Below are 21,381 nucleotides of genomic sequence, written 5' to 3'. Positions count from 1 at the left end.
CCGCGCCTTGCGCGCGATCGCGGCCTCGGTGCTCGCGATCGGCGCGGGCCTGGGCCTCGGGGCGGGGGTGGCTGCTCCCGCGCGGGCGGCCGATGCACCGCAGGCCGTCACGCGCGTCGCGATGCTCGTGCAGCTGCGCGGCCCGAACCTGAAGGTCGACGAACGCATCGGCCAGCATCTCGGCGAACGCGGCTACGCGGTGCGCCTGATCGACGAGTCCTCGACGCCCGACGCGGCGCGCGACGCCGACCTCGTCGTGATCTCGTCGACGGTGTCGTCGAAGAACGTGCGGCCCGGCTGGCGCACGCTCGACAAGCCGCTCGTCACGTGGGAAAACGACCTGCTCGACGATCTCGCGATGACGGGCAAGCGTCACGACGTCGACTTCGGCGAAACGGGCAAGGAACGCTACCTGTGGCTCGTCAATGCGCCGCACCCGATCTCGGCCGGGCTGCCGGCCGGCGCGACCAGCGTGTACGGCAAGCAGGCGCCGATGAGCTGGGGCAAGCCGGGGCTCGGCGCGATCACGATCGCGACCGTGTACGGCCAACCCGACAAGGCCGCGATCTTCGCGTACGAGAAGGGCGCGACGATGGACTACGAAGCGCTCGCGCCGGCGCGCCGCGTGATGTTCTTCCTCGACAACGACACGTTCGCGAACCTGTCGCCGGCCGGTGTCGCGCTGTTCGATGCGGCGGTCGACTGGGCGGCCGGGCGGCGCTGACCGACGACGTCGGCGCTATGCCGCCTGCGGCGGCGCGCGCCGTCGTGACGCCGCTTCGATCAGTTGCGCGAGCTGCTGCGCCGGCTCCGACATCGTCCGCCGCGCGCGGTGCACGAGCCCGATGTCGCGGTGGAACGTATGGTGTCCGAGGTCGATCGCGCGCACGTCGGCCGGCCAGCGGCGATAGACGGCGGTCTGCGGGACGATCGCGACGCCGACGCCGTTCCCGACGAGCTTGACGATCGCGTCGAGCTCGTCGAGCTCGCACGTGTCGCGCACCGCGAGGTGCATCTTTTTCAGGAAACGATCGACCTGGCGCCCGCCGAACGATGCGCGGTCGTATCGCACGAACGGTTCGCGCGCGAGCAGTTCGGCCCAGTCCTTGCCTTTCACGCCACGCGGCACGATCAGCCGGAACGGTTCCTGCGCGAGCGTCGTCCAGTGCAGGTCGCTCTGCAGCGAAAACGGCGGCCGGATGATCGCGGCCATGTCGATCTCGCCCGCGTCGACCCGGTTGACCAGCTCGATCGACAGCCCCGGTATCACGCGCGTGCGGCACGCGGGATGCCGGCGATGGAAATCGGCGAGCGCGGCCGGCAGCAGCGCGCTCTGCACCGACGCGATCGCGCCGATCGTCACGCGCACCGCGGCCGGCGAGCCGGGGGCCGTCGAGCTCAGGTTCTCATACATGCCGAGCAGCGCCTGCGCCTGGCCGAGCACGTGATGGCCCATTTCGTTGAGCCGCGCCGACCGGCCCTGCCGGTCGAACAGCGCGAAGCCGAGCTCGGCTTCGAGACGCTGCATCTGCGCGCTGACGGCCGCCTGCGTGAGCCCGATACGGTGGCCGGCCGCGGCGAACGTGCCTTCCCGGGCGACGGCGACGAGGGTTTTCAGTTCGCGGATCATTCATCAATTCCGTTTGTGAATGACGAAACTATATATTGATTTGATTTTCGATCGACCTTGACTACCATGGTGCCGTCCTCGCGCCACGCGAGCGTTCCATCACGAGGCAACCATGAGTCTTTCCCCGTTTCACCTGGCGATCCCGGTCTACGACCTGGCGGCCGCGCGCGATTTCTACGGCCGTGTGTTCGGGCTGGCGGAGGGGCGTTCGAGCGCGCAGTGGGTCGACTTCGACTTCTACGGGCATCAGCTCGTGATCCACGAGCATCCGAAGACCGCATCGCAGGAAAGCGCGCATACGAACGCGGTCGACGGTCACGACGTGCCGGTGCCGCATTTCGGGATCGTGCTCGACTGGGCGAGCTGGGAAGCGCTGGCCGAGCGGCTGAGATCGTTCGGCGTGACCTTCGTGATCGAGCCGTATGTGCGCTTCCAGGGGCAGGTCGGCGAACAGGCGACGATGTTCCTGTTCGATCCGTGCGGCAATGCACTCGAATTCAAGGCGTTCCGCGATATCGGCCAGTTGTTCGCGAAGTGACCGGCGGCGTTGTCGGCACCGATTGAAATTGGGTGCGAGAATGCGGCCTTCGGCGCGGCTGCGCACCTGCGCACCGGCCGGCGCCGCGCGCCGCACGGCTTCCGTCCGTGCGCGCCGTTCTCCAGGGAATCCGTATGGACAGTCACATCGCTCCGGTGGAGCTGAAGAAAGCCTACCGTCTCCTCAACCACGGCCCGACCGTGCTCGTGTCGGCCCGCCACGACGGCGTCGACAACGTGATGGCCGCCGCGTGGGCGTGCGCGCTGGACTTCCTGCCGCCGAAGCTGACGGTCGTGCTCGACAAGTCCGCGAAGACGCGCGAGCTCGTCGAGCGCAGCGGCACGTTCGTGATCCAGGTGCCGACGGCCGCGCAACTGCAGCTCACGCACGCGGTCGGCAGCCACAGTCTCGCGGAGCGTCCGGACAAGCTGCGCGAGGCGGGCGTCACGCTGTTCGACGTCGAAGGCCACGACCTGCCGTTCGTCGCCGGCTGCTCGGGCTGGCTCGCGTGCAGGCTGGTTCCCGAGCCGCACAACCAGCAGACCTACGACCTGTTCATCGGCGAGGTCGTCGCGGCGTGGTCCGACACGCGCGTGTTCCGCGACGGTCACTGGTATTTCGAATCGGCCGATCCGGCACTGCGCAGCCTGCACTACATCGCGGGCGGCAATTTCTATGCGATCGGCGAATCGCTGCACGTCGATCCGGACGTGAAGTAAGCCGAACCCGGCATCACGCGGGCGGGCTGTCCCGATCCGGGCGCGCGGTTCACGCGCGCTTTTTCAATTCCGTCAGCATGGTTTCCGCGAACGCCTGCGCGACGCGCGGCAGCGTGCGGCCGCGCTTCGTGACGAGCGCGATCGGCCGCACGAACGCGGGATCGTCGATCGGCTTCGCCACCAGCTCGGGCTCGGCGCGCACCTCGCGCGCGGTCGCGGGCAGGATCGTCACGCCGAGCCCGCCGCGCACCATCGCGACGGCCGTCATCATGTAGGTCGGCTCGCACGCGATGTCGGGCGTGCAGCCGGCCGCGTCCAGCGCGGCATCGACGACGCTGCGCACGCTCGTGCCCTGCGCGGTGAGCACGAGCGGCACGGCCGCGACATCGGCGGTGCTCACGCGGCGCTTGCGCGCGAGCGGATGATCCTTCGGGCACACGGCGACGAGCCGGTCGGCGCCCGCATACAGCACCTCCAGCGACGCATCGAACGTGTCGCCGCCCGTCAGTCCGAGATCGGCTTCCTCGTTGCGCACGAGCGCGGTGACGAGACTCGCGACGCCGTCGCGGATCTCGAAGCCCGCGCGCGGCACGTCGCGCCGGAACGACTGGATCAGCTCCGGCAGCACGCTGGACGCGAAGGTCGGCAGGCACGCGAGCCGCACCGTGCCGCTCGTGCCTTCGCCGAGCGCGCGCGCGTCGCGCAGCACGCGCTCCATGTCGTCGAGCGAACGCTGCAGCAGCGGCAGCAGCTCGCGCCCGGTCTGCGTGAGCGCGACGCTGCGGCTGTTGCGGTCGAACAGGCGCGCGCCGACGATTTCCTCGAGCCGGCGGATCTGCACGGTCAGCGCCGGCTGCGACAGGTGCAGCCGCGCGGCGGCGCGCGTGAAGTTGCCGGCGTGCGCGACGGTGACGAACGCGCGAATGTCGCGAAGATTCAGATCCATAACGGTTCGTGATTGCTGCGATCAAATCATTTCAATTGTGCTATCGCTGCGCCGACCTTACGCTCGTCTCCAACAAAAGACAAGGTAGGAGACACGGATGCTGCCGTTACTCGGGCTTGGCACGATCGTCGTGCTGCTGGCCGCGATTCTGTCGAAGCGGATGTCGCCGCTCGTCGCGCTGATCATCGTGCCGATCGCCGCATCGCTGATCGGCGGCTTCGGGCTGCACACCAGCAAGTTCGTCGTCGACGGGCTGAAGGGCCTCGCGCCCGTGGTCGGCATGTTCGTGTTCGCGATCCTCTATTTCGGCACGATCACCGACGCCGGCACGCTCGACCCGATCATCGACCGGATCCTGCGCGCGGTCGGCACGCGGCCCACGCGCATCGTGATGGGCACGACGCTGCTCGCGCTGCTGATCCACCTCGACGGCTCGGGCGCCGTGTGTTTCCTCGTGACGATTCCGGCCGTGCTGCCGCTGTACGACCGGCTGAAGATGGACCGGCGCGTGCTGGCCGCCGCGGTGTCGATGGCCGCGGGCATCAACTTCCTGCCGTGGACGGGGCCGATGATCCGCGCGTCCGCTTCGCTGCATCTGCCGGTGTCGGCGCTGTTCAATCCGCTGATCCCGGTGCAGGCGATCGGGCTCGTGTTCGTGTTCGGCGTCGCGTACTGGCTCGGGCGGCGCGAGGAGAAGCGGCTCGGCCTGTCGCGCGACGATGCGACGATTCCGTTGCCGACCCGCGAGCTGACGCCCGACGAACAGGCGCTGCGCCGGCCGCACCTGTTCTGGTTCAACCTCGTGCTCACGCTCGTCGTGCTCGGCACGATGGTCGTGATGGGCGAGAAGATCCCGCCGGCGATCATGTTCATGGTCGGGCTGTGCATCGCGCTGATGGTGAACTACCCGGACGTCGACATGCAGAGGAAGCGCATCGACGCGCATGCGCGCGCGGCGCTGATGATGGCCGGCATCCTGCTCGCGGCCGGCGTGTTCACGGGGATCATGCAGGGCAGCGGGATGCTGAAGGCGATGGCGCAGGCGGCGGTCGGCTTCGTGCCGCCGTCGATGGCCGGCCACATCCCGGTCGCGCTCGGCCTCGCGTCGATGCCACTGAGCATGCTGTTCGATCCCGATTCGTTCTACTTCGGCGTGCTGCCCGTGATCGCGGAGGTGGCCGGCCAGCTCGGCGTGCCGGCCGTGCAGGTCGGGCAAGCTGCGCTGCTCGGCCAGATGACCACCGGTTTCCCGGTCAGCCCGCTGACGCCCGCGACCTTCCTCGTCGTCGGCCTGTGCGGCATCGAGCTGGCCGAGCACCAGAAGTTCACGTTTCCGCTGCTGTTCGGCGCGTCGATCGTGATGACGATCGCGTGCGTCGTGCTGGGCATCTTTTGATTTTCACCGGCGGCCCACCCGCCGGACGACGACGGTATGGACATGACAGCAAAGCAACCTGAACGGCGCGTGCGCATCGGCGCGGGCGCCGGCTACTCGGGCGACCGGATCGAGCCCGCGGTCGAGCTGGCCGAACACGGGCAGCTCGACTATCTCGTCTTCGAATGCCTGGCCGAGCGCACGATCGCGATCGCGCAGCAGGCGCGGCGCCAGGACCCGTCGCTCGGCTACGACCCGCTGCTGGACGCGCGGATGCGCGCCGTGCTGCCGGTTGCCGTGCCGAAGGGCGTGCGCATCGTGTCGAACATGGGCGCGGCGAATCCGCGGGCGGCCGCACGGCGCACCGCACGGATCGCGCAATCGCTCGGCGTCGCCGGGCTGAAGGTCGCGGCCGTCGAAGGCGACGACGTGCTCGACGTCGTACTGCGCGGCGCGTTCCGCTTCGAGGAATCGGGCGACGACGTCGCCGCCTATCGCGACCGCATCGTGTCCGCGAACGCGTATCTCGGCGCCGCGCCGATCGTCGACGCGCTCGCGGCCGGCGCGGACGTCGTGCTGACCGGGCGCGTCGCCGATCCGTCGCTGTTCGCCGCGCCGCTGATCCACGCGTTCGGCTGGCGGATGGACGACTGGGACACGCTCGGGGCGGCGACGGTCGTCGGCCACCTGCTCGAATGCGCGGGGCAGGTGACGGGCGGTTATTTCGCCGACCCCGGCTACAAGGACGTGCCGAACCTCGCGCGGCTCGGGTTTCCGATCGGCGAAGTCGCGGCGGACGGCTCGGTCGTGATCACCAAGGTGCCGCACGCGGGCGGCCGCGTGAGCGCGGCGACCTGCAAGGAACAGCTGCTCTACGAGATACACGATCCGGCGCGGTACCTGCAGCCCGACGTCGTCGCGGATTTCACGCACGTCACCGTCGCCGAGGAGGCGGCGGACCGCGTGCGCGTGACGGGCGGGCGCGGCACGGCGCGGCCCGACACGCTCAAGGTGTCGGTGGCGTATGTCGACGGCTGGATCGGCGAAGGCCAGATCTCGTACGGCGGCCCGGGCGCGCTCGAACGCGCGCGTCTCGCGCTCGGGATCGTCCGCGAGCGGCTGGCGTTGACCGGCGTCGCCGCGACCGAGCTGCGCTTCGACCTGATCGGCGTCGATGCGCTGTATGGCGACGCGACGCCGGCCGTGCGCGGCGAGCCGGCCGAGGTGCGTGTGCGGGTGGCCGGCCGCGCGGCGAGCGCCGGCGAAGCGGCGCGGATCGGCAATGAAGTCGAGACGCTCTATACGAACGGGCCGGCCGGCGGCGGCGGCGCGTTCAAGTCGACGCGCGAGGTGATCGCCGTGCAGTCGGTGCTGCTGCCGCGCGCGGCCGTGACGCCGTCGTTTTCATTCGTGGAGGCATGATGCAACTGCGTGAACTCGCGCATGCGCGCACCGGCGACAAGGGCAATACGCTGAACGTGTCGGTGATTTGCCGCGATCCGCGCCATTACGATCATCTGCGCACGCACCTGGATGCCGATGCGGTGAAGGCGTGGCTCGCGGGTATCGTGCACGGCGACGTCGTGCGGTACGAACTGCCGGCGCTCGGGGCATTCAATTTCGTGCTGCGCGATGCGCTCGGTGGCGGCGTCACGCGCTCGCTCGCGCTCGACGCGCACGGCAAGTCGGTCAGTTCGGCGCTGCTGGCGATCGAGGTGCCGGAGCCGGCGTGACGGACGGCTCCGCCCGGGCGGGCGAGCCCCCGTCACGGAATCAGCAACTCGCGAAGCCCGTCCGCATGCTCGATACGTTCGCCGGCGATATGCAGGCGCTGGTCCCTGCGATAGTCGTAAACCGCGCGCGACGCGGCGAGCTGGTCGAAATCGAGCTCGATCGCGTGGCGCGATTCGCCGTTGCCGGCCTCGAAGATCAGGTTGCCGAACGGATCGGCCGCGAGGCTGCCCCCCGCGAACACGACGTCGTGCGTGCTGCCGCCGACGCGGTTGGCGACCACCGTGAACACCTGGTTCTCCATCGCCCGCGCCGTTGCCGACGTGCGGTGGACCGGGCGGTACGGTTCCATGTTGCCGTCGGTGATGAGGATCAGCTCGGCGCCGAGTTCGGCGAGCGCGCGGCCGGTTTCGGGGAATTCGTTGTCGTAGCAGATCAGCAGGCCGATCCGCACGCCGTGCCATTCGATCGTCGCGTAGCGGTCGCCGGGCAGCACGACGCCGTGCTCGCTCACCCACAGGTGCGTCTTGCGGTAGCGCAGCGCGATGCCGTCCGGCGTGACGAACACGGTGGTGTTGTAGAAGCGGCCGCCGTCGTTCTCGATCAGCCCGACCACGACGGCAACGTCGCGCGCGCGTGCGGCCGCGATGACCGCGCCGACGCTCGGGCCGTCGAGCGGCTCGGCGCATTCGGCCAGGTTCGACGGATCGAGGAAGCCGGTGAGCTGCGCTTCCGGAAACATCACGATGTCGGTGCCCGGTGCGCAGGTCGCGATCGCTTCGAGCGTGCGCTGCAGGTTGTAGTGCGTGTCGCCGTCGCGACCGGCGAGCTGGACGATGTCGAGCTTCAGTTTCATGGGCGATTTCGGTGGGCGAGGCCGGCGCGGCCGGCTCCGCAACGTTGGACGTCGGAACGCCCGAGTATGCGCCGAACCGCCGGTTTTCCCATCCCGCCGGCGTGTTAACCCGTCAGGGGTATTGATCCCGCGTACTGTCGCCGGCCTGGGCTCAACTTTTTTTGCCGGTCTGACCAGTCGAACCTCAAGTTGCATCGCGTGCGGTCGTTAAGGACGGTTGAGTGCCCATTTGACCAACCGAAAACAACGCGGCAACCGGAGATCAACGTCATCATGCTGTCATCGATTCGCGCCCGGATTCTGGCGACCTGCGTCGCCATCGTGGTCACGGCCCTGGCCGTGACAGGCGGCCTTGTGTACTACGTCGTCAAGCAGCACAACGACACGACCATCGACCAGAACCTGCAGTCCGTCCTGACCGGCCACGCGCTCGCACTCGACGAGTGGGTCGCGAGCCGCGCGCAGCAGACCCAGGCGCTCGCGGACACGCTGACGCCGGGCGAAGGCGATCCGCTGCCGGCGCTGACGCTGCTCGGCAAATCGGGCGGTTTCCAGGTGCTCACGCTCGGCCTGCCGGATCGCACCGCGTATTCGAACGTCCCGCTCGCGGCCGGCTACGATCCGACCGCACGCCCGTGGTTCAGGCAGGCGGTCGACGCCGGCCGGCTCGTCGTCACGGCGTTGTACCGCGACGCGTCGACCGGCAAGCCCGCGTTCGCGTTCGCCGCCCCGATCGTTCGCGGCGGCACGCTCAAGGGCGTGCTCGCGGCGAGCCTCTACATGGAGCGCGCGAGCGCGATCGTGGCGTCGATGCATCCGACGCCGTCGAGCTTCGCGTTCCTGGTCGACAAGAGCGGGCGCCTGATCGCGGGCGCCAAGACCGATCTGATCATGAAGCCGGCCGCCGAGCTGTCGCCCGAACTGACGCCGGAGCGTCTCGCCGGCCTGCAGACGGCGACCGAACCGGTGGCGATCGACGTGGACGGCGTGACCAAGCTGCTCCGCGCGCGCCCGATCGCCGGGACGGACTGGTCGCTCGTCATGGCGCTCGACCGGTCGGACGTGACGGCCGGCATGCGCGCCGTCGCGACGACGACGCTCATTGCGATCCTCGTCGTCGCCTGCGTCGCGGCGGCACTCGTCGGCGCGTTGACGAACGCGGCATTCAAGCGCGTGCTGCTCGTGCGCGACGCGTTGACCGACGTCGCGAGCGGGAGCGGGGACCTGACGAAGCGGCTGCCGGCCGACGGCGGCGACGAGGCCGCGCAGATCGCGCGGGCCTTCAACCTGTTCGCCGAAAAGATCAGCGCGATCCTGCTGCAGATACGCGGATTCAGCGAATCCGTAAGCGTGGCGAGCGCGGAGATCGCGCAGGGCAACCAGGACCTGTCGAGCCGCACCGAACACGCGGCATCGAGCCTGCAGGAGACCGCGGCGGCGCTCGAGGAGATCGCCGGCACGGCGCGCAATTCGGCCGACGCGGCCACGCAGGTGAGCCGGCTGGCGGAATCGGCGTCGGGCGTTGCCGTACGCGGCGGCGAGGTGGTGAGCGAGGTGGTCGCGACGATGGACGAGATCACGAAGGCGTCGGCCGAGATCTCGAACATCATCGGCGTGATCGACGGCATCGCGTTCCAGACCAACATCCTCGCGTTGAACGCGGCCGTCGAGGCGGCGCGCGCGCACGAGCACGGGCGAGGCTTCGCGGTCGTCGCGGGCGAGGTGCGCACGCTCGCGCAACGCAGCGCGGTGGCCGCCAGGGAAATCAAGCAGTTGATCCAGTCGTCCGTCGAGAAGATCGAAGGCGGATCGGGGCTCGTGAAGACGGCCGGCACGACGATGGACGAGATCGTCGAGGGCGTGCGCGGCATCACGAGCGTGATCGCGGAAATGACGGTCGCGGCGAACGAGCAGAGCACCGGGATCGCGCAGGTGAACCAGGCCGTGTCGCAGCTCGATCACTCGACGCAGCAGAACGCTGCCCTCGTCGAGGAGTCGGCTGCGGCCGCCGCGCTGTTGCGCGAGCAGGCGGCTCAGCTCGCGCAGACGGTCGGCGAATTCAAGCTCGCGGGTTCGCACCGGGGCGCGACGGCATCGGCATGATCCGGCCGCGGCCGTCGAAGGCCGCCGCAAAGATGCAGGCAGGGGAGCGAAAACGGGCGCGACGGAGCGCGCTATCCGTCGGTCTGCGCCTTCAGGAACAGTGAAAACAGTTCCGATTGCGAATTGATCGCGAGCTTCCCGTAGATGTTGCGTCGATGCACCTTGACCGTTTCGGCGGAAATCGACAGCTTGTTCGCGACTTCCTTGTTCGAGCGGCCGCTGAGGATCAGCCGGATCACGTCGAGTTCGCGCGCGGTGAGCGGCGTGCCGAGCCGCGCCATCGCCTGCTCGAAGCCATCGTGCGCGCCGGCCCGGCGCGGCGGCGCCTGCTCCGCGGAGGCGGGCTCGAACGCGAGCCGCTGCCGCATCAGCCCGGCCACCCACGGCCGGATCAGGTCGAGCAGTGCAACCTGCCCGGGGCTGAAGCGCCGCTTGCTGCCGAGCGACAGGCACAGCGTGCGCGCATCGTCGAGCACGACGTTGAACTGCACCTCGTCCTCGACGACGTTGTGCGTGAAATAGAGCGTGTAGTACTCGGTATCGCGAAAGCATTCGGGCGCGACGTCCGACAGCCGGAACAGGCCGCTCCTCGGCGCGTCGCGGTTCGCGATGTAGAACGGGTCGAGCTGGTACAGGCCCTGCACGTAGTCGCGGAACAGCGGGTCGGGGCCGCCGCCTTCGTACGGGCATTCGGCGAACACCTGCGGGCGGCCGTCGCCGAAGGTCAGCACGACCCAGCTGTCGACCGCGACGTATTCCTCGATCAGCCGGATCAGCGCCAGCCAGAAGCCGGGCTGGTCGAGCGACTCGATGAGCCGCCCGACCGAACGATGCCACGCGACATCCTGCAAGGTGAGGTTCATGCGGTTTCCGGGTCGGCGGGACCGGTCGGCGCGCGTCGCGCCGTCGCATCGTGCGCATCGACCTGTCCGGGGATGAAGAACGAGATCGTAACGCCGGGCGACGCGAATGGCGAGGCCGCGCACGGTCGCCGTCTCCTGATAAGCTATCGCGATTCCGAGATGGAGAAGTCGATGACTCCCAGCGCCAATACAACTACAAACGCCCATTCCAATATCGATATGACGGCGATGCCCCTGACGGGCCAGCCGCTCGACACACTGATGAACCGGCTCGAAGCCGATCTCGAGGAAAGCGATTCGAGCCGCGAGAGCGACCTTGCGGCACGACTGCGTGCGCAGCCGTTGCGTGCCGATTCGCTCGACGCGATCGCGCGCCTGCACACGCTGTGGATGCACGCCGGCGATCCGGCCGCCGCGCGCGCCGTGCTCGACGAGGACGGCGCGGGCGTGCACGACGCGGCGCCGCCCGAGGCGCGGCCCGACATCCGCATGCAACTCGCGCTATACCGGCTGCAGGTCGCCCGGCACCTGGGCGAGAACGACGCCGTCACCGAGGCGATCGGCCAGATGCACGACGTCTTGCGCACGTCGCCGACGCTCGATGCCGATCGCTACGTCCGCGCCCGCATTCTCGATACGCTCGAATTCGACCACGCGGAGCATGCGCTCGACGCGATCGAACTGCGGCATGCGCTGAACCGCGCGATTGCCGGCCGCGCCACGTTTCGCGCGTGGGACGAGGCGAACCGGCAATGCCTGCGCGCGTGGGCACTGCGGCGTCTCGACCGGGACGACGACGCGCGTGCGGCGGCCGAGGCCGCGGTGGCTGCGATGGCATCGGCAGCGGCGGACCAGGACATCGACGCCGACGACTGGCTGCGGATCGGCCGGGCGATGATCGAGATCGCGCCGTTGCAGTTCGACACCATTCGCCAGGCCGTCGAGTCGCGCATTGCCGACTGGGCGCTGCCGCCTCGCCGCGAGGCCGAGGTGAGGCTGGCGCGGCTCGCCGCGCGGGCGGCACACGCGCAAGGCGATCTCGCGGGCGCGCTGGCCCGTTGCGAGATGGCGCGCCACAGCCTCGAATCGGACGGCGGAGACGACTTCATCGAATACGAACTGCCGTGGCTGCTCGAGGCGGGCCGTTTCGACGAGGCAGGGCGCAGGGCGTTCTTCCACGTGTACCAGATCGAAAGCAGCATGCTCGACCGGGTCGGGCAGATCATCCATGCGCGCCTGGCCGAGCCGACCGACACGTCGGTCTGGTGGCCGCTGTGCGCGATGCGCGCAGCGGGTTTCCAGCCGACGCTCGAGCGGCTCGTCGAACTCGGCGCGGAAGGGCCCGACGCGCTGGCCGCGCGTTCGCCGACCCATGGCGAGATCTTTGCCGCGTTCGGCTCGCTCGAAGGCGACGCGTTGCGCTACGCGATCGCCGACGCCGCGCGCGAGGTCGCACTGCGGCGCGCGCCCGGCCATCCGTGGATCGCGCGGCTCGCGGCCGTCTACGACGGCGAAACCGGCCGCATCGACACGACGACCCAGGCCGCGCGCCTGCTCGCGTCCGCGCAGGAAGGCGAGATGTACGACAACCGCACCGGGTTCATGCTGACCGATGCGCGCATTCGGGCGCTGGGTGTCGCCGCCGCGATGAAGCTGCCGCCGCCGCCGCTGCGCAGCGGCTTGTGGAGCTACGGCTACGCGTGCTCGATCGAGGACAGGGCCGAGGAGGCGATCGACGCGCTGCCGGCTGCGGAACAGGCGCCGGTGCGCGCCGATCTCGAGCGCCTGAAGATCGCCGCGTACGAGCAGGGCCGCGCCTGCATGGAGCGCTTCTTCGAGACGGGCAACGGGCATCCGTACGATGCATGCGCGCACCTGTATTCGATGCTCTGCAACAACCTCGCGATCCTCTATCGCGGCGAGGAGCGCTACGACGAAGCGCTGGTCCTGCATCGCAACGGGATCGCGGCGAGTTCGTTTGCCGAGCATTACGACGGGGTGCGCTACGTGCTCGCGTGCCAGGAGAAGGATGAAGAGATGCTCGAAGCCGCCGAGCAGTTATGGCACTACGCCGCCGAATACGGTTACAGCCGGCACGAGCCGAACTGGTACGTGCGCGACGTGGTGCGCGCGCTGTACCGCGTCGATCGCTGCAACGAATTGCCGATCTGGCTCGAGCGCCTCGTCGGCTGGCAGCGCGAGCACGACCAGCTCGACGGCAGGTTGCCCGACGAGGCACTGATTGCCCGCCTCGTGTTCGCGGCCCACATGTCGGAGTCGCATCCGGACCAGGCATCGGCGCTGTACGACGCCGCGCGTGCGCAGGCCGACGCGTCGCGCGATCTGAACGTGCTGCTCCGGGCCGCCGACGCGGCGTACGAACTGGGCCGCCAGCCGGACGCGAAATATTTCTACGAACGGGTGCTCGCCGGCAACCGGCACGCCGCCGAACCGCTCGACCTGAAGATGGACGTGATCGAGCGGCGGATCAGCGAGGCCGGTGCGCCGCCTGCGGCGCCGGGCCCGGCGACGGCCGCGCCGGGCAAGCGCTGGTGGAAGTTCTGGCAATGACGGCCGTCGGTCGGCGGGCCGGCTATGCGCCGCGCAACGCGCTGAACGCCGATGCGCTGAAAGCGGCGATCGCCGCGCGCAGCACCGCGCGAGGCGATGCCGACGCGGTGCGCGCGTGGCTGCTCAACCATTTCTGCCGGCACGTCGTCGCGAACTTCGAGCCGGCACGCACGATCGGGTCGCTCGACGACGCGCGGCAGGCGCTCGGTAACGCCGCGCCGCCGGCGTGGGTCGCGCGGCGCTTCGGTGCGGACGCGAAGACGATCGGCGAGGCCGACGCCGGCAGGCTGGCGCCCGTCGTCTGGGTCGACCCGGGCGATCCGCAGCTTCTCGCGCTCGAAACCACGCTCGTCGAGTTTCTCGAGTCGCGCAAGGGGACCGGGCTCGAGGGCAAGCTCGACCGCGTCAATTGCCCGCAGGCGCTCGCGATGTGGGAACGCGAGCATGCGGAGATGGCGGCCCGGATTGCGCGCGGCTGGCGCGAGAGCCAGCCCGATGCGCTGCGCACCTGGTGTGAAACCGCGAACGGCCGCTTCGTCGAATTCCTGCCCGACAGCGCGCTGCTGCGCGCCGAAATGGCGTTCGAGAGTTACGTGATGCGCCATTGCCTCGGCCAGTTCGCCGACCGGCAGGCGCTGACGGGCGGCTACGGCGGGCGCTACGCGGAAGCGATCGAGGCGCGCACGCTGCGGCTGCTGAGCTTCCGGGACGCGAGCGGCCAGCCGCACATCACGATCAGTGTCGCGATGCGCGCGGACGGTGGCCTCGACGTCGATCAGGTCAAGGGCAAGCAGAACCGGCCGCCGGTCGAGCGCTATGTCGACGACGTGCTGGCGTGCCTGAATACGCTGGGGACGACGGATAACACGCCGCCCGACTGCATCGCGCTCGGCGTGGTCCATACGGCGTCGGGGTGGTGCAGGATCGAGGACGTGACGGATGCCGCGTCGCAAGCACGGCTCGTCGCGCGCCATCCGCAATTGTTCGGGCGGCTCGCCGAGCCGACGCCGACCGTCGAGTGGCTGGTCGCCGCGCGGCAGCCCGAACTGTTGCAGGCGCGGCCGCCGCGAGCCGGCTCGGTGCGTTACGCGGTGCGCGCGACGCTGGCGCCCGCGGTGCCGTCCGCGCAACGGGACGACGCACGGCCCGCCTTTGCGACCGAGAACGTGCGCTGGCCCGGCTATGACGCGCCGCACGGCGCCAGTGCCGGCGAATGACGGGGCGAAGACCATGACATTCAAGCTGATCGTCGCGTTGTTCGTGCTGTGGCGTATCGTGCGCTACCTCCGCCGGCGCGGTGCGCGCCATTCGACCTTGTCCGCCCGCAAGCACTGGGCGCTGCTGCTCGCGCATCCGTACGTGGAGGCGACCGGGTTCTCGGGTTTCGACGATGCGGATACGAGCCACCTGAACGACACGTCGCGCAAGTTCCTGCGCGCGCAGATGCTGCATCAGATGGAGTTGCGCACCGACGCGACGGACGACGATGCGCGCGCGCACCTCGCACGCGTGCTCGAGACGCAATGGTTTCGGGCCGACCTGCATGCGCTGCAGCCGACCGACGACCCGCGTGCCGCACTCGCGTTCGCCTGTGCGCGGATGGCGTTCCTCGCGCGCGTGGCGATGCTGATGGGCTGGACCGAGCCGGACACCGCGTGGCGTGTGCTGTTGCTCAACGCGCAGCGCGCGCAGGATTGTTTCGGCAGCTGGACGGATTTCGGTAGCGCGTATATCGCGGGCCGCAAGCAGTGGGTGGCCGGGTTTCGCGCCGACCCGTTCGGCAAGGCGTTCGACGACGCCACGCTGCAGCGCTGGCTTGCACCGGACGGTGTGTGGGGGCGGGCGGCATGGCCGGGGCTGGCGGCGTTCGATCCCGAACCGGTCGCGCAACCTCGGTGACGCGTCGATGCCGCCAGCCGTTTACTTTGCGTACCGCATTCCGTTCCCGCCGACGCCGACATGATTTCATCGGTTCATCCCCTGTTGCGACGCCTGGCGCTGTCCGTTGCGTGTGCGGTGCCGGCGACGGTGCTGCCCGCGACGGCGCAGGCGGTCGAGCCGGTCGCGGCCGACCGTCTGCTGCGCACGTTCCTCCACGACCACTACGGCAACTGGCGCGCGGACCGCAAGGGCTGGCAGTCGGACGCGGGCGATTTCATTCATTCGCCGTGCGGGTCGCTGCGCGTCGCGACCGCCGACGGCCCGCGGTATCTGCTCGCGGTGTGCGGCGAGACCGAGGCCGCCGTGCAGGACGGCATGCCGGGGATGGATTCGGACGGCACGACGGGCACCATCGACCTGTACGTGCTGAAGCCCGCGGCGGACGGCAAGACGCTCGAGCCGGTGGTGACGAAGACGGATATCGCGTCCGGCAAGCGCGGCGAGCCGGGTACGGTGCGCATCGAGCGGTACGGCCCGCACCTGTTCGGCTTCACGATCGGCGACGGCGTCACGCTGCAGGGCTATACGATGGCGATGCGATCGATCTGGCTGCCGGTCGGCAACGCGATCGTCGAGGCGGCGCCGCGCATCGACGAAGCGCTCGACAACACGGGGTCGCTCGATTGCGGGAACGCGAAGTCGCAATGCGAGAGCCGCACGTTTTCGATCGTGCCCGACACGACCGGCACCGGCGACGTCTATCCGCTGACGGTCACGGAAACGGGCTCGCGCGGCGACAAGGCGATTCACGCGCGCTACACGGTGACGTTCGACGCGGCACGCGGCCGCTACGTGGTGCCGAAGGCGTTGCGCGCAGGATACTGACCGTTCGCGCGAAGGAACGGGCGGCGCGGTGCCGCCCGCGCGTCATACGTACAGATACCGCACGAGGTGGAAGAACACCGGCGCGGCGAAGCAGATCGAGTCGACGCGATCGAGCATTCCGCCGTGGCCTGCGATCATCGAACCCCAGTCCTTGGTGCCGAGCGAGCGCTTGACGGCCGACAGCACGAGGCCGCCGACGAAGCCCGCGATCACGATCGCGAGCGAGATCCCGAACGCGGCGCCGAAACTGAACGGCGTCACGCGATACAGCGACGCGCCGCACAGCGTCGCGAGCAGCCCGCCGCCGACGAACCCCTCGATCGTCTTGGACGGCGACAGCTGCGGCGCGATCTTGCGGCGCCCGAACAGCTTGCCGACGACATACTGCAGCACGTCGCTGATCTGCACGACGAGCAGGAAGAAGAACAGCAGCAGCGCGTTCTGTCCCGTGTAGCGCGGGATGTCGAGGATCAGCACGGCCGGCGCGTGGCTCAGCCCGTACACGCACACCATCAGCGCCCAGTTGATCTTCGCGTTGCGGCTCAGGAATTCGCGCGTGTCCTGCGTGAGCGCCGACACGAGCGACATCGCGAAGAACAGGTGCACGGGCACGAAGATCGAATACATCCCGTACCAGTTGATCCCGAGCAGCAGGTATTGCACGGGGATCGCGACGAAGAACGCGATGAACAGCGTCGTGTGGTCGCTCGCGGTCGTCGGCGTGAGCGTGATGAATTCGCGCAGCGTCAGGTAGGACAGCACCGCGAACACGAGATACGTGACGTTGTTGCCGAGGCTGATCGCGATGACCATGATCGCGATCATCGCCCACCACGCACGGATGCGCTGGTTCAGGTTGACGATGGTCGCGCTCGTGCCGCCGCTGCGCGCGCCGAGGATCGCGCCGATCACGGTGGCGATGACGAGCACGCCCGTGACGCCCGCGACCAGTTCCCAGAAGAGAGTTCGCATGGGGGATATCCGGAAAAGGGAAAGGAGAGGGCGGTGTTCAGCCGGCCGGCCGCTGCGGCGGCGCGAGCGCGACGACCGCGTCGCGCATGCGGGCGAGGAACGTCGGCTTGTCTTCCTGGGCACCGAGCGCATCGTTCGCGCCGAAGTGCACCTTGCAGATCAGCGGCACCGGCCAGATCGCACCCTTCGGCATGATCCGTTGCAGGTTCTCGAGATAGACGGGCGCGAGCGCGACGTCCGGAAACTCGGTCGCGAGGTGGAACAGCCCGCTCTTGAACGGTTGCGGCAGGATCTCGGCGCCGCGCGTGCCTTCCGGGAAGATGATGATCGAATGGCCCTGCCGGAGCGCGTCGCGCACGGGGTCGAGCGGGTCGCCGCCGGATTCCCGGTGGCGATCGATCAGCACGACGTTCAGCAGCTTCTGCGCGATGTGGCGCTTCGCGTCGCTGCTGTCCCAGTAGTCGCGCGCGGCGACGGGCCGCACGACCGCGCGCACGTCGCGCGGCAGCGCGGCGAGGATCGCGAGCGTGTCGATGTGGCTCGTGTGGTTCGAGAAGTAGATCTTCTGCGTGGGGGACGGCGGCGCCTGATGCCAGACCGGATACGCGCCGGCGACGAGCCGCACGATGGACAGCAGGAAGTCGCGCTGCCAGACGTTGAGAATGTTCATCGGCGTCGCGCCTCCTGCCTGCCTGCATGGCCCGCGGCGCATGCGCGGCGGGCGGAACCCCGGAATGCCGGCGCGGCAGGATGCGCGCCGGACGGCCCTTGTTTAAATTTTTTCAAATTCGTGGCTGCCTGTCGCAGGTCCGCGATAATCGGACGATTCGCCGCCACACGCTGTTGCGTCGCGGCGAATGCGCCGGTCGGCGGCGTGATAATCGGCTGTTGCACGAGTGCCCGTTTGCAGTTCGAATGGATCGTGCTGCGCTCGGGCCAGCGGATTATCGCGAGTTTCCGTCAAAAACGCCAGATTGGCGCCGCGCTTGCGCGCCGGGCGCATGCTTGACGCATCGGGGCCGCTCGGCGACGATTAGGGCCGTCCATGGAAGGCCGTCCAGGGCCGTTTCGCCGCCCGGGGCATGGCGGCGGGAAAGGTGTCCGACTGTGCCGCGTGAATAGAACGAATACGAAACGATGAGCCTCTACGCACTCAAACCCAAATTCCAGAACCGTCTGCGCCCGTTCGCGAACTCGCTCGCCGAGCGCGGCGTCACGGCCAACCAGGTCACGCTGTTCGCGGCCGGCGGCTCGATCGTCGTCGGCGCGCTCGCCGGGCTCGGCGTGTTTGCCCGCGCGCTGTTCCTGCTGATCCCGCTGTGGCTGTTCGTGCGGATGGCGCTCAATGCGATCGACGGGATGCTCGCGCGCGAGCACAACCAGAAAAGCACGCTCGGCGCATATCTCAACGAACTCGGCGACGTCGTGTCCGATGTCGCGCTGGTGCTGCCGTTTCTCGCGATTCCGGCGTTCGCTCCGGCAGACGTCTGGCTGTTCGCGCTGACGGCGGTGATCGTCGAATGCGCGGGGCTGATCGGCCCGCTGGTCGGCGTGAGCCGCCGCTACGACGGCCCGTTCGGCAAGAGCGACCGCGCGCTCGCCCTCGGCGCGTTCGCGCTGTGGATCGGGCTCGGGTTTCCGGTCGGCGGTGTCGCCGCATGGCTGTGGCGGCTGCTGATCGTGCTGTCGATCGTGACCGTGGTCCGGCGCGTGCAGGCCGGCATCGCGGAAAAGGGCGGTTGAAAGGGTAGTCAAGGCAGTCAAAGGCAGTGGCGGTACCGGGCGCCGGAGGGCGGCGCACCAAGATTCGAATAACGAAACGAGAGAAAACGCATGAGCGCACGCCTGGCCCGCGAGGCCGACTTCATCACGCACGACGGCGAAACGCTGTTCTATCGTCACTGGCCCGCAACGGGCCCGCGCTGCCGCGGCGCCATCGTGCTGCTGCATCGCGGCCACGAACATTCGGCGCGCGTTGCGCATCTCGTCGACGAGCTCGACCTGCCGGATTTCGCGTTCTTCGCGTGGGATGCACGCGGCCACGGCCGCTCGCCCGGCGCACGCGGCTACAGCCCGAGCGCGGCCGCGTCGGTACGCGACCTGCAGACCTTCGTCGAACATATCCGCGACACGCACGGCATCGCGATCGAGGACATGGCCGTGGTCGGCCAGAGCGTCGGCGCGGTGCTCGCGGCCACCTGGGTGCACGACTACGCGCCGCCGATCCGCGCGCTCGTGGTCGCGTCGCCGGCGTTTCACATCAAGCTCTACGTGCCGTTCGCGCGGCCGGGCCTGCGGCTGATGCACAAGCTGCGCGGGCTGTTCTACGTGAACAGCTACGTGAAGCCGAAATTCCTCACGCACGATCCCGAGCGGATCGCGAGTTATGCGTCCGATCCGCTGATCACGCGGCCGATCGCGGTCAACATGCTGCTCGACCTGCACGACACCGCGCAGCGGATCGTCGCCGATGCGGCCGCGATCACCGTGCCGACGCAACTGCTGATCTCGGGCGCCGACTGGGTCGTGCATCGCGGCCCGCAGGACCGCTTCTTCGAACGCCTCGGCGCCGCGCGCAAGGAGCGCATCGTGCTGCCGGGCTTCTATCACGACACGCTCGGCGAACGCGATCGCGCGCAGGCGCTCGCGCCGCTGCGCGCATTCGTGCTGCGCGAATTCGATGCGCCGAGCCCGCGCGTGTCGCTCGCCGATGCCGACCGGCGCGGTGCGTTCCACGATGAATACGCGGCGCTCGGCCGCCCGCCCGCGAATGCGTTCGCGCGTGCGTACTGGGCGCTCACGCGAGCCGGCCTGAAGGCCGGCGGCGCGCTGTCGGACGGTATCGCGCTCGGGCTGCGGCTCGGTTTCGATTCGGGCTCGACGCTCGATTACGTGTATCGCAACCGCGCGCAGGGGCGGCTCGGCGTCGGTGCGCTGATCGACCGCACGTATCTCGATTCGCCGGGCTGGGTCGGCATCCGCCAGCGCAAGGTGCATCTGCAGGAGCTGATCGGCGCGGCGATCGGCCGCCTGCGCGGCCACGGCACGCCGGTGCGGATCGTCGACATCGCGGCCGGGCACGGGCGCTACGTGCTCGACGCGATCGCGTCGGCCGCCGAACGCGACGGCGCGGCGCCCGACGACATCACGCTGCGCGACTACAGCCCGCCGAACGTCGAGGCCGGGCGCGTGCTGATCGCGCAGCGCGGCCTCGAGCCGATCGCGCGCTTCGAGCGCGGCGACGCGTTCGACGAGGCGTCGCTCGCGACGCTCGAGCCGCGTCCGACGCTCGCGATCGTGTCGGGCCTCTACGAACTGTTCGGCGAGAACGCGCTGATCGAGCGCTCGCTGCGCGGGCTCGCGCAGGCCGTGCCGCCGGGCGGTTATCTCGTCTATACGGGGCAGCCGTGGCATCCGCAGCTCGAATTCATCGCGCGCGCACTGAACAATCACCGCGGCGAGGCGACCTGGGTGATGCGCCGCCGCTCGCAGGCCGAGATGGACGAACTCGTCGCGCGCGCGGGGTTCCGCAAGCTCGACCAGCGGATCGACGAAATGGGCATTTTCACGGTCAGCCTCGCGCAGCGGGTCGACGCGTCATGAGCGAATTCGGCGGCGACGCGCGCGGCCTGGCGGCGCAGGCGTCGGCGGCCGGCGCACGCGACGCGTCGTTCGCGCTGCGTCTCGGCTGGCTCGCGGTGATGGGCGCCGTGTTCTTCTCGACCTACGGCTTCGCGAACTGGCTCGCCGCGCGCCGCGTGGCGGTGCCGACCTTCGCGTTCGGCTGGGAGCACGCGATCCCGTTCGTGCCGTGGACGATCGTGCCGTACTGGTCGATCGACCTGCTGTATGCGCTGTCGTTCTTCTTCTGGACGCGCCGCGCCGACCTGCTCGATCACGTGAAACGGCTGTTGACCGTGCAACTGGTATCGGTCGCGTGCTTCATCGCGTGGCCGCTGCGCTTCGGGTTCGAGCGGCCCGACGCGGGCGGCGTGGCCGGTGCGCTGTTCACGCTGCTGATGGGGTTCGACAAGCCGTTCAACCAGGCGCCGTCGCTGCACATCGGGCTGCTCGTCGTGCTGTGGGTCGTCTATGCGAAGCACGTGCGCGGCACGCTCGCGCGCGTCGTGCTCCACCTGTGGTTCGCGGCGATCGGCGTGTCGGTGCTGACGACCTACCAGCATCACGCGATCGACGTGCCGACCGGTGCGGCCGTCGGCTGTCTCGCGCTGTTCCTGTTTCCGCTGCGCGATGCCGCGGGCCGGCTGCCGGGCGCCGATGCGTCGCCGGGCGCGGCCGGCCGCGCGCTCG

The 21,381-nt window shown here is 69.3% G+C and carries 21 protein-coding genes; 14 read left to right on the top strand and 7 right to left on the bottom strand.

From position 1 onward, the window contains the following. Positions 1-724: hypothetical protein (locus DPV74_RS25655; RefSeq protein WP_119338203.1), on the top strand; the 724-nt coding region annotated here is incomplete at its 5' end. A gap of 15 nt (positions 725-739) precedes the next feature. Here DPV74_RS25655 and DPV74_RS25650 read toward each other — a convergent pair. Continuing rightward, entirely contained in the window at positions 740-1,630 is an 891-nt protein-coding gene (locus tag DPV74_RS25650) for a LysR family transcriptional regulator (RefSeq protein ID WP_119338202.1), read from the bottom strand. 112 nt (positions 1,631-1,742) lie between these two features. Here DPV74_RS25650 and DPV74_RS25645 point away from each other — a divergent pair, with 112 nt between their 5' ends. After that, on the top strand, positions 1,743-2,168 hold the full coding sequence (locus DPV74_RS25645; RefSeq protein ID WP_027787801.1) for a VOC family protein: 426 nt from the start codon (positions 1,743-1,745) through the stop codon (positions 2,166-2,168). Between the two features lie 134 nt (positions 2,169-2,302). Continuing rightward, on the top strand, positions 2,303-2,887 hold the full coding sequence (locus tag DPV74_RS25640) for a flavin reductase family protein (RefSeq protein WP_027787800.1): 585 nt from the start codon (positions 2,303-2,305) through the stop codon (positions 2,885-2,887). Positions 2,888-2,936: 49 nt separating this feature from the next. Here the strand turns inward: DPV74_RS25640 and DPV74_RS25635 are convergent, their stop codons facing one another. Further along, entirely contained in the window at positions 2,937-3,833 is an 897-nt protein-coding gene (locus DPV74_RS25635) for a LysR family transcriptional regulator (protein ID WP_027787799.1), read from the bottom strand. A 97-nt stretch (positions 3,834-3,930) separates the two neighbouring features. Between DPV74_RS25635 and DPV74_RS25630 the strand changes: the two genes are divergently transcribed. From DPV74_RS25630 to DPV74_RS25620, 3 genes are read left to right on the top strand one after another with little or no spacing between them, the layout of a single operon-like run. Continuing rightward, complete coding sequence (locus DPV74_RS25630; protein ID WP_060206405.1) at positions 3,931-5,229, top strand: CitMHS family transporter; 1,299 nt, start codon at positions 3,931-3,933, stop codon at positions 5,227-5,229. Positions 5,230-5,271: 42 nt separating this feature from the next. Next, the gene (locus tag DPV74_RS25625; protein ID WP_060206456.1) at positions 5,272-6,630 is read left to right on the top strand and encodes an acyclic terpene utilization AtuA family protein; all 1,359 of its coding nucleotides are present in this window, start codon (positions 5,272-5,274) and stop codon (positions 6,628-6,630) included. Continuing rightward, the gene (locus DPV74_RS25620; protein ID WP_059855207.1) at positions 6,630-6,941 is read left to right on the top strand and encodes a hypothetical protein; all 312 of its coding nucleotides are present in this window, start codon (positions 6,630-6,632) and stop codon (positions 6,939-6,941) included. Before DPV74_RS25625 ends, DPV74_RS25620 begins: the two co-directional genes overlap by 1 nt. Positions 6,942-6,973: 32 nt before the next feature. Here DPV74_RS25620 and DPV74_RS25615 read toward each other — a convergent pair whose 3' ends face one another. Beyond that, the gene (locus DPV74_RS25615; RefSeq protein WP_059695682.1) at positions 6,974-7,795 is read right to left on the bottom strand and encodes a carbon-nitrogen hydrolase family protein; all 822 of its coding nucleotides are present in this window, start codon (positions 7,793-7,795) and stop codon (positions 6,974-6,976) included. A 273-nt stretch (positions 7,796-8,068) separates the two neighbouring features. Between DPV74_RS25615 and DPV74_RS25610 the strand changes: the two genes are divergently transcribed. Next, positions 8,069-9,898, top strand: coding sequence for a methyl-accepting chemotaxis protein (locus DPV74_RS25610; protein ID WP_119338201.1), 1,830 nt, complete (start codon positions 8,069-8,071; stop codon positions 9,896-9,898). Positions 9,899-9,969: 71 nt separating this feature from the next. On the opposite strand, the gene DPV74_RS25605 is transcribed toward DPV74_RS25610, so the two are convergent. Further along, the gene (locus tag DPV74_RS25605; RefSeq protein WP_059695691.1) at positions 9,970-10,761 is read right to left on the bottom strand and encodes a response regulator transcription factor; all 792 of its coding nucleotides are present in this window, start codon (positions 10,759-10,761) and stop codon (positions 9,970-9,972) included. Between the two features lie 219 nt (positions 10,762-10,980). Between DPV74_RS25605 and DPV74_RS25600 the strand changes: the two genes are divergently transcribed. From DPV74_RS25600 to DPV74_RS25585, 4 genes are read left to right on the top strand one after another with little or no spacing between them, the layout of a single operon-like run. Further along, the gene (locus tag DPV74_RS25600) at positions 10,981-13,332 is read left to right on the top strand and encodes a hypothetical protein (protein ID WP_119338200.1); all 2,352 of its coding nucleotides are present in this window, start codon (positions 10,981-10,983) and stop codon (positions 13,330-13,332) included. Further along, a complete protein-coding gene (locus DPV74_RS25595) occupies positions 13,329-14,549 on the top strand; it encodes a hypothetical protein (RefSeq protein ID WP_119338199.1) in 1,221 nt (406 codons plus the stop codon). The genes DPV74_RS25600 and DPV74_RS25595 overlap by 4 nt, the downstream gene beginning before the upstream one ends. A gap of 13 nt (positions 14,550-14,562) precedes the next feature. After that, positions 14,563-15,231, top strand: coding sequence for a DUF1266 domain-containing protein (locus DPV74_RS25590; protein WP_060173848.1), 669 nt, complete (start codon positions 14,563-14,565; stop codon positions 15,229-15,231). A 60-nt stretch (positions 15,232-15,291) separates the two neighbouring features. Further along, the gene (locus DPV74_RS25585) at positions 15,292-16,098 is read left to right on the top strand and encodes a topoisomerase IV (RefSeq protein ID WP_119338198.1); all 807 of its coding nucleotides are present in this window, start codon (positions 15,292-15,294) and stop codon (positions 16,096-16,098) included. 42 nt (positions 16,099-16,140) lie between these two features. On the opposite strand, the gene DPV74_RS25580 is transcribed toward DPV74_RS25585, so the two are convergent. The 3 genes from DPV74_RS25580 to DPV74_RS25570 form a co-directional block, all read right to left on the bottom strand. Next, on the bottom strand, positions 16,141-17,070 hold the full coding sequence (locus DPV74_RS25580; RefSeq protein WP_059695701.1) for a phosphatidate cytidylyltransferase: 930 nt from the start codon (positions 17,068-17,070) through the stop codon (positions 16,141-16,143). A gap of 37 nt (positions 17,071-17,107) precedes the next feature. Beyond that, positions 17,108-17,740 carry a lysophospholipid acyltransferase family protein gene (locus DPV74_RS25575; protein ID WP_059682194.1) on the bottom strand — a complete coding sequence of 211 codons (633 nt, stop codon included), beginning with the start codon at positions 17,738-17,740 and terminating at the stop codon, positions 17,108-17,110. 102 nt (positions 17,741-17,842) lie between these two features. Then, on the bottom strand, positions 17,843-18,073 hold the full coding sequence (locus DPV74_RS25570) for a hypothetical protein (protein ID WP_155253126.1): 231 nt from the start codon (positions 18,071-18,073) through the stop codon (positions 17,843-17,845). A 134-nt stretch (positions 18,074-18,207) separates the two neighbouring features. Here DPV74_RS25570 and DPV74_RS25565 point away from each other — a divergent pair, with 134 nt between their 5' ends. The 3 genes from DPV74_RS25565 to DPV74_RS25555 form a co-directional block, all read left to right on the top strand. Continuing rightward, positions 18,208-18,813 (top strand): CDP-alcohol phosphatidyltransferase family protein, encoded by a 606-nt coding sequence (locus DPV74_RS25565; protein WP_027787786.1) that lies wholly within the window; start codon positions 18,208-18,210, stop codon positions 18,811-18,813. Between the two features lie 90 nt (positions 18,814-18,903). Then, entirely contained in the window at positions 18,904-20,673 is a 1,770-nt protein-coding gene (locus tag DPV74_RS25560) for a bifunctional alpha/beta hydrolase/class I SAM-dependent methyltransferase (protein ID WP_059682197.1), read from the top strand. Next, positions 20,670-21,381: phosphatase PAP2 family protein (locus DPV74_RS25555; RefSeq protein ID WP_162923137.1), on the top strand; the 712-nt coding region annotated here is incomplete at its 3' end. The genes DPV74_RS25560 and DPV74_RS25555, both read left to right, overlap by 4 nt.

This window comes from Burkholderia sp. HAN2018, from assembly GCF_024704855.1.
GTDB classification, from domain to species: domain Bacteria; phylum Pseudomonadota; class Gammaproteobacteria; order Burkholderiales; family Burkholderiaceae; genus Burkholderia; species Burkholderia cepacia.
This window is presented reverse-complemented; position numbering and strand designations above follow the sequence as displayed.